This window comes from Empedobacter sp. UBA2044 (assembly GCF_002333005.1).
GTDB classification, from domain to species: domain Bacteria; phylum Bacteroidota; class Bacteroidia; order Flavobacteriales; family Weeksellaceae; genus Empedobacter; species Empedobacter falsenii_B.
In genome coordinates this window covers 24,370-37,480 of record NZ_DDBA01000057.1, presented here as the reverse complement: position 1 = coordinate 37,480, position 13,111 = coordinate 24,370, and the positions used below count along the sequence as shown (strand labels likewise).

At 29.9% G+C, this 13,111-nt stretch carries 8 protein-coding genes and 1 pseudogene; 7 read left to right on the top strand and 2 right to left on the bottom strand.

The window, feature by feature from the left end; all coding sequences use genetic code 11:
• The first annotated feature begins 12 nt into the window (after positions 1-12).
• From B4E59_RS09875 to flxY, 7 genes and pseudogenes are all read left to right on the top strand, one after another.
• Positions 13-384 carry an ApeI family dehydratase gene (locus B4E59_RS09875; RefSeq protein WP_125350372.1) on the top strand — a complete coding sequence of 124 codons (372 nt, stop codon included), beginning with the start codon at positions 13-15 and terminating at the stop codon, positions 382-384.
• Positions 384-866: a hypothetical protein gene (locus B4E59_RS09870; protein ID WP_221854835.1), complete on the top strand. Its 483-nt coding sequence runs from the start codon at positions 384-386 to the stop codon at positions 864-866. Before B4E59_RS09875 ends, B4E59_RS09870 begins: the two co-directional genes overlap by 1 nt.
• A 3-nt stretch (positions 867-869) precedes the next feature.
• Positions 870-2,054, top strand: a complete 1,185-nt coding sequence (locus tag B4E59_RS09865) for a DUF2062 domain-containing protein (protein ID WP_221854837.1) — start codon at positions 870-872, stop codon at positions 2,052-2,054.
• A complete protein-coding gene (locus B4E59_RS09860; RefSeq protein WP_291052723.1) occupies positions 2,047-5,706 on the top strand; it encodes an MMPL family transporter in 3,660 nt (1,219 codons plus the stop codon). Before B4E59_RS09865 ends, B4E59_RS09860 begins: the two co-directional genes overlap by 8 nt.
• Positions 5,681-7,274, top strand: a pseudogene (locus B4E59_RS09855) (phytoene desaturase family protein). The gene B4E59_RS09860 and the pseudogene B4E59_RS09855 overlap by 26 nt, the downstream one beginning before the upstream one ends.
• Positions 7,261-8,922, top strand: coding sequence for a C45 family autoproteolytic acyltransferase/hydrolase (locus B4E59_RS09850; protein WP_291052720.1), 1,662 nt, complete (start codon positions 7,261-7,263; stop codon positions 8,920-8,922). The pseudogene B4E59_RS09855 and the gene B4E59_RS09850 overlap by 14 nt, the downstream one beginning before the upstream one ends.
• On the top strand, positions 8,901-10,208 hold the full coding sequence (gene flxY, locus B4E59_RS09845) for a flexirubin biosynthesis putative acyl-CoA ligase FlxY (protein WP_219034299.1): 1,308 nt from the start codon (positions 8,901-8,903) through the stop codon (positions 10,206-10,208). Before B4E59_RS09850 ends, flxY begins: the two co-directional genes overlap by 22 nt.
• A 51-nt stretch (positions 10,209-10,259) precedes the next feature.
• On the opposite strand, the gene B4E59_RS09840 is transcribed toward flxY, so the two are convergent.
• Both B4E59_RS09840 and B4E59_RS09835 read right to left on the bottom strand, forming a co-directional pair.
• A complete protein-coding gene (locus tag B4E59_RS09840) occupies positions 10,260-11,822 on the bottom strand; it encodes a M20/M25/M40 family metallo-hydrolase (protein WP_125350368.1) in 1,563 nt (520 codons plus the stop codon).
• 128 nt (positions 11,823-11,950) lie between these two features.
• On the bottom strand, positions 11,951-12,982 hold the full coding sequence (locus B4E59_RS09835; protein ID WP_219034300.1) for a hypothetical protein: 1,032 nt from the start codon (positions 12,980-12,982) through the stop codon (positions 11,951-11,953).
• Between the last annotated feature and the right edge of the window lie 129 nt (positions 12,983-13,111).

Sequence of the window (13,111 nt, the reverse complement as noted above, 5' to 3'; positions counted from 1 at the left end):
AAACTATTACAAATGCTTATTCCTAATCTATATATCATTAAAAATACTGAGAAAATTGATGAAAATAATTTTAAAGTTCAAATTGAATTAAATCCAAATCATCAAGTTTTCGAAGGTCATTTTCCAAATAATCCAATTACACCTGGTGTTTGCATGATGCAGATAATAAAGGAGATAACAGAAGGTTTTGTTTCGAAAGATTTGTTTTTGTCTAAAGTTTCTAATGTGAAATTTATGGCGACAATAAATCCGTTTATTAATCCTATTTTGGATTTGAGTTTGAATGTTGTTTGTGAAAATAATGAAGTGAAAGTGAAAAATTCTTCATTTTTTGAAACGACAAATGCGTTAAAATTTAGTGCAATTTATAAAGTTTTGGATTAATGAAAACTCTATTATCTATTTTTTTATCGGTTTCATTTTTCTTTGGATTAACCTTATCCGAATTGAGAACAGATTTTGAAAACGCTTCGAAATCATCGAATAATGTATCTGTTTTGTATAATAAATTAGATAATTATTCAGGTGATAATCAAACAATTATTGCATATAAAGGAGCGTCTAAAATTCTGAAAGCAAGGTATATAAAAGATAAGGAAACGAAGAAACAATATTTTACAGATGGAGCAACTTTGATCAATAATTCGATAAAAAAGGACTCGAAAGATGTTGAAAATCGTTTAATTCGATTGATTATTCAAGAGAATATTCCAAAGTTTATCAAATACAATCAAAATATACAAGAAGATAAAACATTTATTGTCGAAAATTATAGTTCTGCACCAAAAGAAGTTAAAACTTTGGTGAAATCTTACGCCAAAAAATACAATACTTTTACAGCGCAACAGCTGAAAAAACTAAATTAATCAATGGATTTTTCGATTATTCGACATAAAATAGACGAACAAAAAGTTTGTGTACTTATTCCGACTTACAACAATCATAAAACATTGAAGCGTGTGATTGACGGAGTTTTAGATTACACGAATCAAATTATAGTTATAAATGATGGATCGACGGATTCTACTTCTGAAATTTTAAAAGATTATCAGAATCAGTTTATTGTTGTTGAACTTTCAGAGAACAAAGGAAAAGGAAATGCACTACGTATTGGTTTTAAAACTGCGCGAGAAAAAGGCTACCATTATGCATTGACAATCGATTCGGATGGTCAACATTTTCCACATGATATTCCAAATTTTATTACAGAATTAGATCAAAAAAATAAACCTGTTTTAATTATTGGAAGTCGTCAAATGGAACAAGATGGAATTCCGAAGAAAAGTAGTTTTGGAAATAAGTTTTCTAACTTTTGGTTTTGGTTCGAGACTGGAATTAAGCTGAATGATACACAATCTGGTTATCGTTTGTATCCGTTGAAATTTATTCCGAAAAAGTTTTGGACAAATAAATTCGAATTCGAAATTGAGATTATTGTACGAACAGCTTGGAAAGGAATTGAGGTGACCAATATTCCGATTGATATTTTGTACGATCCAAACGAACGCGTTTCACATTTTCGTCCATTTCAAGATTTTACGAGAATTAGTATTTTGAATACTTTTCTGGTTTTTTTGACGATTTTTTACATCAAACCACGAAATTTTTTCTTCAGTTTCAAAAAAAAAAATATACGAACATTCATTAAAGAAGATATTCTAGGGAGTAATGATAGCAATAAAGTAAAAGCGCTTTCAATTGCTTTGGGAATTTTTCTTGGAATTGCACCATTTTGGGGCTTTCAAACTTTTTTATCCATTTTTTTAGCGTCGATGTTTCGTCTTAATAAAGTGATTAGTTTCTTTTGTTCCAACATTAGTATTCCGCCAATGATTCCGATAATTATTTATCTTTCTTTGTTGACTGGGGGATTTATTTTGCAAGACAATTTTCAATTGGATTTGAGTTTGGTTTCTTTTGAAATTATCAAAAAAAATCTGCTTCGTTATATTGTCGGAAGTTTAGTTTTAGCTACTTTTTGTAGTATTGTTAGTGGAATTGTAAGTTATTTTTTATTAACTTATTTCAGTCAAAAGACAATTAAGAATGCATAAATTTTTCTACAACATATTTTTACAAATCAAGGCAAATAAATGGTTGAGTGTATTATTTTTTATTCTCTTTTTACTTGGTTGTGTTTTTTTTTCAAATCGACTAAAATTTGAAGAAGATATTACGCGAATCATTCCGAAAGATGAGAAAAATGATGCAATGGCAAAGGTTATTGCTCAATTAAAATTTACGGATAAAGTTGCGGTGATTATCGAAAAAGATAAAGCTGGAACGTTGGATGATATGACGGCGCAAGCAACAGATTTTTTAGATAGTGTTCAGCCGTTAAGTAATTATTATAATGATATTCAAGGTCAATATGATTTAGATAATTTTGCTTCGACTTTTGATTTCGTTCATCAAAATTTGCCACTTTTTTTAGAGAAAGAAGATTATAAAAAGTTAGAACAAAAACTCTTAAAAGATTCGATTGCTTCTATTGTTGAAAGTAATTACAAAAGTTTGATTACACCGACTGGAATTGTTTCGAAAGAATTTATGTTGAAAGATCCGCTTGGGTTGACTTTTGTTGCGTTAAATCGTTTAAAAGAAAAGAATTTGACGGATGATTTTGAGGTTTACAATGGATTTATTGTGACGAAAGATCATTCGAAATTATTTCTTTTTATCAATCCTAAATTTTCAGGAAGTGAAACAGAACATAATACTGAATTTGTTAATCGTTTAGAAGAAATTCAACAGCATTTAAATCCAGAATATAGCGGAAAATCAACATTGAGTTATTTTGGTTCAAGCTTTATTGCAGTTGCGAATGCAAAGCAGATTAAGCAAGATATTATAACAACCGTTTTGATTTCGATGATTACATTAATGATCATTTTAATTGTATTTTATCGAAAAATTTACATTCCGATAATTATTTTTATTCCTTCCGTTTTTGGTTTTTTCTTCGCTTTGGCACTTTTGTATTTTATTCAAGGTACAATTTCTGCAATTTCATTGAGTATTGGAGCAGTTTTATTAGGAATAACAATTGATTATTCGCTGCATATCATGACGCATTATAAGCACAATAACGATTCTAAAACATTGTTTAAGGAGATTACGAAACCTCTAATAATGAGCTGTACAACTACAACGATTGCATTTTTGTGTTTACTTTTTGTGAAATCAGATGTGTTGAAAGATTTAGGAATTTTTGCAGGAATAACAGTTATTGTTTCTGGTGTTTTTTCATTGTTGATTATTCCACATTTATATCATCCAAAAGAAGATGCGATTGAAAATAATTCTTCAATAATAGAGAAGTTAGCGTTCTTTTCATTTCATAACAACAAGATATTGATTGGTGCTTGTGTTCTTTTGATTATAGTGAGTTGTTTTACGTTTAATAATGTAAATTTTGATAAAGATTTGTCTAAGCTAAATTATGTTCCAACCGATCAAAAAATAGCGGAACAAAAGCTAGAAACTTCTTCAAATTCTATCTCAAAATCGTTGTATGTTGTCAATTATGGAAACAATGTAGAAGATGTTTTAAATCAAAATATTGCGTTAACAAATAAGCTTGAACTAGCAGAAAATAAGAATGAGATTTTAAGTTATAATTCCATTCAATCGTTGGTTTTACCAATTTCAGTTCAACAAGAAAAAATTAAAGATTGGGAAAATTTTTGGACTTCAGAGAAAGTGAATTTTGTGAAAAATGAGTTTATCAAGGATGGAAAAAAATATGGTTTTAAAGAAGAAATTTATACTCAATTTTTCTCAATTTTCGATAAAGCATATAAACCTTTAAAATTAGAAGATTACCGCGCGTTTAATACTTCGCTTTTTGAAGAATTTGTTTCTCATAAAAATGGTTTTTATACGATCTCAACTTTAGTAAAATTAAAAGAAGAAAGCCGAGAAAATTTTGTTCAACAATATCATAATAAAGAAACAATTGTAATTGATCGTAAACAGTTAAACGAAAACTTTTTAGGAAATTTAGTTACTGATTTTAATAATCTTGTCAATTACTCATTTATTGCTGTTTTATTAATATTGTGGTATTTCTTTCGACGTATCGAATTGGTTATTATTAGTGCAATTCCTATCGCATTATCAGGTTTGGTTACAGCTGGATTGATGGGACTTTTTGATATTAAATTCAATATTTTCAGTAGTATTGTATGTACATTAGTTTTTGGTCATGGAGTAGATTTTAGTATTTTTATGACGAGTGCTTTACAAAAAGAATATACGACTGGAAAAGATGAAATGCCTACTTATCGCACTTCGATTTTATTAGCAGTTATCACGACAATTTTAGCAATTGGAGCGTTAATTTTTGCCAAACATCCAGCGTTAAAATCAATTGCATCAGTTTCGTTAGTTGGAGTTGTGGCAGCGCTAGTGATTACATTTATTTTCTACCCAATTTTATTTCGATTTTTCATCTCAAATCGTCCTAAAAAAGGTAAAAGTCCAATGACGTTGTGGTTAGCAATTCAAAGTGGAATTTTCTTCATTTATTTTGGATTATTTGGTACGGTAACTTCATTAATTCTTCGATTTTTGATGCTTATTTTACCAATTTCGAAAGAAAGAAAATATGCACTTTTTGGATGGGGAATGTCAACTTTTATGAAATCTGTGTTGATGTTAAAGCCAACTGTTGTCAAGAAAATTATTAATCCAAATCAAGAAGACTTCAAGAAACAGTCAATCATAATTGCGAATCACACTTCGTTCTTGGATACGTTGGCGATTGGAATGTGTACGCCTAAAATTGTGTTCTTAGTGAACGATTGGGTTTATAAATCGCCGATTTTTGGTCGAGCTGTGAAAATGGCAGGTTTTTATCCTGTTTCAAACGGTGTTGAAAATAATATTGAAGAGATTAAAACTCGAATTGGGAATGAGTTTTCGTTGATGATTTTCCCTGAAGGAACACGTTCTCGAACGAATAATATTAATCGTTTTCATAAAGGTGCATTTTATTTGGCGGAGAAATTGAAACTTGATATTTTACCAATTTATATTCATGGAAATTCAGAGATTATTCCAAAAGGAGATTTTTTAATTTTTGATGGACATATTTATTCAATAATAGGTAAAAGAATTGCTTGGAATGATGAAAACTATGGTTTGAATTATTCAGAACGAACTAAAAGAATCAGTAAGGAATTTAAAAATAATTTTCAAGAAATTCGAGATAAATATGAAGATAAAAACTATTGGAAACAGAAATTATTTTTAAGTTTTTTGTACAAAGAATCTGAAATTATTCAAGTTGTAAAAAAGGATTTTAGTTTGAATAAATCTGTTTATCATCAATTAAATAATGCATTTACAAAAGATGAAAAAATAGTTCATTTTTCGAATGATTTTGGACAAATTGATTTTTTATTATTGATGCAACAAGCAAACCGAAAAATAATAACGTTTGTAAAAGAGGAAGAAAAGCGAGAGATTGCAGCAACAAATTACATTACAAAAATTCGTTCGTTAGAATATCGTTCTGATCTTGATGTTATAGATGATTATAAGACGCTTTTAATTTCTACTGATATTGAAAATATTTATCAAGAAACAATAAATCAATTTGAGAAAATTGTTGTTTTAAAGAATAGAAATATTGACGAATCACTTTTTACAAGTTTTGCCCAACAAACCGAAACAAATGAATACACAATTTACACAAAATAATTCTGAATCTCATTACGATGTAGTCGTTATTGGTAGTGGTTTGGGAGGACTTGTTTCTGCGCTTATTTTGGCAAAAGAAGGAAAGAAAGTTGTTGTATTAGAAAAGAACAATCAGTTTGGAGGGAATTTGCAAACTTTTGTTCGAAATAAAACAATTTTTGATACTGGTGTTCACTATGTTGGAGGTTTGGATAAAGGAGAAAATTTGTATAACTATTTCAGTTATTTGAATATATCCGACAAATTGAAATTGCGCCAGTTGAATAAAAATGGTTTTGATATGATTTCGTTTGATGATGATTCTCAGGAATATCCAATTGCGCAAACGTATCAGAATTTTGTTGATCAATTAGCTGTTTTTTTTCCTGAAGAGAGAGAAAATTTAATCAAATACAGCAAAAAATTAGAGGAAATTTGTTCTGCTTTTCCTATGTATAATTTGAATATCGGAACTTTTGCTGATGAAGAAGATTTTTTGTCGATTAATGCGAAAGAATACATCGATTCGGTTTTCACAAATAAGCGTTTGAAAGCGGTTTTAGTAGGAAATAATTTTCTTTATGTAGGACAAGCAGAGAAAACGCCTTTGTACATACACGCGCTTTCAGTTAACTCTTATATACATTCGGCTTGGAGATGTGTAAATGGAGGAAGCCAAATCGCGAAACTTTTGATCAAAGAACTGAAGAAATATGGAGGTGAAATTTATAAATACCAAGAAATAAAATCATTTGTACAAAACGAGAATGAAGAAGTAATTGGTTGTGAAACAACAAAAGGAAAACGTTTCTTTGGTAATTTATTCATTTCAAATATTGACATTAAAAAAACAATAGATATGTTAGGCGAGCGTAAGTTTGGTAAACCATTTTCTCGACGCGTCAAAAGCTTGGAAGTAACGCCTTCTGCATTTACTATTTATATTGTTTTTAAGCCAAAAAGTTTTTCCTATATCAATCATAATATTTATCATTTTAACTCGATAAATGATGTGTGGGACAGCTACGAAAAAACTACAAATGATTGGCCAAATACATACATTGCAACATTTAGTATGGATCAAAAAGATGAAGAGTATTCGGAAAGTATGACGGTTATGACGTATATGATGTTTGATGAAGTACAAAAATGGGAAGAATCGTATAATGTTGATATTAATGATAATTACGGAAATAGAGGAGAAGAATATGAAGAATTTAAACGTCAGAAAACGGAATTAATCATTCGTAAATTAGAGAAAAAATTTCCTGATATTAGAGAAAAAATTTCCTGATATTAGAGAAAAAATTTCTTCAATTCATACTTCTACGCCTTTATCTTATCGCGATTTTATAGGTTCTGAAAAAGGAAATATGTATGGATATTTGAAAGATAGTAATCATCCGATGAAAACATTTATTTCACCAAGATCAAAAGTAAAAAATGTGTTTTTTACTGGTCAAAATGTCCGTGTTCATGGAGTTTTGGGTGTAACGGTTGGTGCATTTGTAACATGTTGCGAAATCCTTGGTGCTGACTATTTAATGAATAAAGTTCATCGTGAAATAAAACTAAATGCGAATGAATAAAACTATTTACTTTTTTACGTTTATTTTTTTTACGTTTATATCTTGTGGCATTAGAAAAAGTTTAGAAAATCGTCCTGATTTGTCTACTTTTCAATCAAAACAATATAGTAGAAATGAGATCAATGACTCACTTTTTTATATTGAAAATAATTTTTTTAAGAAAAATAAAACACAAAATTGGGAACTTTTTGTTTCGGGAGATCCGTTAGAAATTGGTCAAAAAACAGGTGTTTTAACGAAAGAATTATATGCTTTTCAAGAGCAATCTTTCATGAATTTGATAACTGATTTTATTCCTTCTGAAAAGCGCAGAAAATTTCTTTTCAAAGTACTCAAATATTATAATCGAGATTTACATAAATATGTCAACAACGAATATAAAGCACAAATTTATGGACTTTCTGAGTCTGCAAATAGCCACTATGATTCGTTAATAGACAAATATAATCGTAACCTTTTTTTACATGGGGCGCACGATATAGGACATGCTATGCATGATTTGATGTTGGTTGGTTGTTCATCTTTGGCTGTTTTGGATAATAAATCTGAAGATGGAGGTTTGTTGATTGGTCGCATTTTTGACTTTTATGCAAATGATGATTTTGCGAAGAATAAAATAGTTTCGTTTGTCAAGCCAAATTCTGGTTATCCATATATGTCGGTGACTTGGTGTGGAATGATTGGTGTTTCGTCTGGAATGAATCTGGAAGGGCTTACAGTAACGATAAATGCGGGAAAATCTTCTATTCCACTTAAAGCAAAAACGCCTATTTCTCTCGTTGCTTTAGAAATTTTACAATATGCCTCAACGATTGATCAAGCAATTGAAATAGCAAAGACTAAAAAGGTTTTCGTTTCTGAGAGTATCATGATTGGTAGTTCAAAAGATCATCGTGTGGTGTTGATAGAAATTTCTCCTAAAAAGTTTGGTGTTTATGAAGTTCAAAATCAACCTTATTTAGCTTGTACTAACCATTTTCAGAGTGATGTTTATTTGGATGATAAGCGAAATAATATTCAAAAAGAGGAAAGTCATTCGGTTTATCGTTTTGAAAAAATTGAAGAACATCTTTCGAATGAAAATAAGCTAAATCCCACTAAAATGGTTGAATTATTGCGTGATACAAATGGTTTGAAAAACACTAAATTAGGTTACGGAAATGAAAAGGCTTTGAATCAACTATTGGCGCATCACGCAGTTGTTTTTCAACCAGATAAACGATTGGTTTGGGTTTCGTCAAATCCATATCAATTAGGTGAGTTTACAGCTTATGATTTGAATAAAATTTTTAATGATTCTATTTCAAATTATATGTTAAATGTAGATAGTTTGAGAATAGAAAAAGACAAGTTTGTCTTATCTGCTGATTATTCTAATTATGAAAAATATCGTGAACAAACACACCAAATAAGTAAGTTGATAAAAGAAAATAAGAAAATTGATGAAACTTTTTTAACAAGTTACATTCAAAATAATCCTGATTTTTGGTTGGTTTATGACAAAGTTGGTGATTATTATTTTCAGCAGAAAGATTATCAACAAGCGAGTTTTTATTATAAATTAGCATTGACAAAGGAGGTGACTACAGTTCCTGACCGAAATAAAATTCAGAAAAAATTATCCAAATGTTCTCGAAAAACGCGTTAACATCCTTAGAACTTCAATCTTTAGAAGAGATTAAAGAATTTCAAAATCAGAAACTTCAAGAACAGATAAAGTATCTTGCGACGCATTCCAAATTTTATCAAGATTTATTCAAAAAATATCAAATTGATTGGAAATCTATTCAAACAACGGAAGATTTAAAATTAATTCCTGTTACAACGAAGAATGATTTGCAACAATATAATTTTGATTTTTTATGTGTTCCATTAACTGAAATTATTGATTACTCAACAACTTCTGGAACTTTAGGTGATCCTGTAACATTTGGTTTGACGGATAAAGATTTAGATCGTCTGGCAGCAAATGAAATGAATTCTTTTCAACGAATTGGGGTTCAAAAAGGTGATGTTGTACAATTGATGACAACGATTGATCGTCGTTTTATGGCTGGTTTGGCGTATTTTCTTGGTTTGAGAAAAATAGGCGCGGGCGTTATTCGTGTTGGTGCTGGAGTTCCGCAATTGCAATGGGATTCTATTTTAAAATATCAACCCAAATTTTTGGTTGCTGTTCCATCTTTTTTATTGAAAATGTTAGATTATGCAGAGAAAAATAACATCGATTATCAAAATTCATCCGTAAAATCGGTTTTGTGTATTGGAGAGTCGTTGCGTGATAAAGATTTGAATTCGTCTTTGTTGGCGCAAAAAATAAATTCGAAATGGGATATTCAACTTTTTTCGACTTATGCTTCAACCGAGATGGGAACAGCGTTTACAGAATGTAATGAATCGGTTGGAGGACATCATCAGCCAGATTTGATTATCACAGAAATTTTAGACGAGAATAATGAAGTTGTACAAGATGGTGAATTAGGTGAATTGACAATTACAACATTAGGAATAGAAGGAATGCCTTTATTGCGTTTTAAAACAGGTGATTTAGTACGCAAACATTCCGATAAATGTATATGCGGGAGTAATTCGTATCGATTAGGACCAGTTGAAGGTAGAAAGCAACATATGATAAAGTACAAAGGAACAACCTTGTATCCGCCAGCTTTACATGATATTTTGAATCATTTTGATGAAATCAAATTACATTTAATCGAAATTTATTCGAACGAATTTGGAACAGATGAAATTTTAATTCGATTAGTTTCAACAGACGAAACCGATGATTTTTTAGCAAAAATAAAAGATTATTTCAGAGCAAAATTACGCGTAACGCCTTCTATAAAATTTGAAACTTTTGAAGAATTACAATCAATTGTTTTCAAGCCAGAAAGTAGAAAACCAATTACGTTTGTTGATTATAGAGAAAGTTAAATATATGAAATAAAAAGTCCACTGAAAGTGGACTTTTTATTTGAAAATATCTTATTTTAAATAAGTATCAGAATTTCTTGCCGGGCTTTTAACCTCTGGCCATTCTTGCTGTTTTCCGTCTCTACCATTAGGTAAAATACGACGCTCACGACTTACTAAATCTTTTTCTTGATCTGCCATCATCGTTAAAGTAGCACTCAAAATTGCATTCGTTTGTACTTCTTCAAAAACGATTTTATCATACGTATCTTTGTTTGTGTGCCAAGTATACGTACCGTAACCCCAATTTAATGAACTAAGTCCGAAAGCTGGCGCTCCTGCAGCGATAAAAGATGCATGATCCGATCCTCCACCACTTGGCATTCCAGGGAAATCTGTCTTGATTTCTTTCGTAATAAAATTAGGAACAGCTTGTAACCAGCGCGTCATGTATTCATATGATTTTTCAAAACCAGATCCATTGATGTTTACTACACGTCCTGTTCCATTATCTTGGTTAAATACAGCTTGAGTGTTTTTAATAATTTCTGGATGATCTTCTACAAAAGCACGAGAACCATTCAATCCTTGTTCTTCACTTCCCCATAAACAAATCAAAATTGTACGTTTGTTATTTGGGTATAATTTTTTGATTGTACGAATTGTTTCCATCATTGTGATAGTTCCAGTTCCGTTATCTGTTGCTCCTTGCGCTCCATCCCAAGAATCGAAGTGAGCAGAAAGAATAATGTACTCGTTTGGTTTTTCTTTTCCTTTAATTTCTCCAATAATATTGAATGTTTTCGCAACTCCATTGTGTTTAGATTGTGCATTAACAGTCAATTTTGGAGCAGTTCCATTTTCAGCTAAACGATATAACATTCCGTAATCTTCATTCGAAATATCTAACATTGGGATAGTTTTCGTTTTTGCACCAAAAATTCTATTTGCTCCCATAATTCCTGTCCAATAAGAAATTGCAACCGCTGCAGCTCCATTTTTCTCAAAAACTTCTGGAAGTGTATTGTTGTTGTAACCTGTCACTTTTATAGAATTTGCCCAAGCTTCGGCTTCAGCTTTTCTTGTTTCAGTAACTTTTTTATACAAATCCTCTAAACCAAAATCTTTGTATTGATAATCAGAACGTCCATATGATTGGTTTTGTGACATCAAAACAACTTTTCCTTTTACAGAAGGTAACCATGCGTCAAATTCAGCTTTTGTTTTGAAAACAGGCATTGCGATAGCATCTGCATTCACAGCTTTTTTAGTTGCTGGTGACCATGCTAATTGAGTAGCTTCGATAGATTTTGCTCTTGGATACGTCATATCAACATGCGTTATTCCGCGCTCCCATGCTTTCCATGTTCCATAATCTTCACGGCGGGCATCAATTCCCCAAGATTTCAACGTTTTAATTGCCCATTCTCCTGCTTGATCCATTTGTGGAGTTCCTACTAAACGAGGTCCGATTCCGTCTAATAATTCGTGCGAAATTTTCTTCAACTGCGAATTATTTTGAATTTCGGTTACAAAACTTTGTACAGTTGGGTCTAATTTTTCTTGTGCTTGCGCATGTACCGCAATAGACGATAATACAATTGTAGAGTAGGTTAATGTGTTAATCAATTTCATAATTAAAGTAATTTCGTGTGATAAATTTTACAAATTAGGTCTAAAATAGAATATTTTGTGAAATAAAAAAAGACATCTGTAGATGTCTTTTGTGTAATTATGTTTTTTTGAAAATATAGTATTGTTTTTTAACTATCTTTCATTTTAATGAATCGATTATTTTGTAGCACAAATATTTTGTCAGGGTTATAGGCATGATTCTTTTTCGATTCTTCATTTAATGGAAAAACCGTAATTGCTAAAACTGGAAAATCATTGAAACTAAATATCTGTAAATTAATGTTTTTATATAAATATTCGTCCTGAGAAAAATTTGCATCAAGTAAATTGTAATAATTAATCAATTCGACATCGCTCATAATACTTTCGGTTAAATTTTCTGGATGATAACCAACAAATAATAAACCTCCCTGACCATGCAGCATTGCATAAATATTTTTTTCAATTTCTTTCGGACAATTCTTTTCTAAAAACTGAACATAATTAAAATATTGATAATGAAAAAGATGATCGTAAAGACAATCTAGAATAAATTCGTTGTTCGAAATATTATTTATAAAAAATTGTCTTGTTGGGTTATTCCACAAAAAAGGTGTGTCTAAAATTTTGAAATAGTCATCTTTAATAGCAAAATTTGAGAATAGATTTTTATTTAATTTTATTGCATTTATTTGTTCTTCAAAACCTAAATTTTTCAGTAACTTATATTCGTTTATTAAATTGTTAAGTTGTTCAGAATAATTAATTTGTTTAGAATTTTTTAAAGAATAAATTTCATATTCGTTATCTTTTTTTAAAGAATCGAAATCTTCATTTAACACAAAAGACAAACTAATTCCGTAAGGAAAAATGGTTTCATTTGGAGTGATAAAAATAGCTTCTTGATTAACTAGTTTTAAGCGTTTGTAATTATTTTCGTTAGGAAAATTGATTTCAGTATTTATTCGATCAATTGCTTTTGGTTGAATAAAGTTACTTTCAATTTGTAGCAAACCTTCATTTGAAATAATTTCGATGTAATTTTTAAGAAAATTAAAAGCATCCAACCTATTTTTTAACCCGTTATCCGAATTAAATTCAGTTGTTTGAAATTCTTTTGAGCTTGTGCAAAAACGTGTTTTTACAACATAAGTTATTGTAGATAAAATGTTTTTGTGCATAGTTGAATTTTAATCTTTTGTAAATGTAAAAGATTAGTTTTTAATAATTTTTACTAAAAAACACTTTTTTATAAAAATTATTAAGTGTTTTTGTTAAGAACTTTTTGATTCCGTTTTCGATAAAATAGT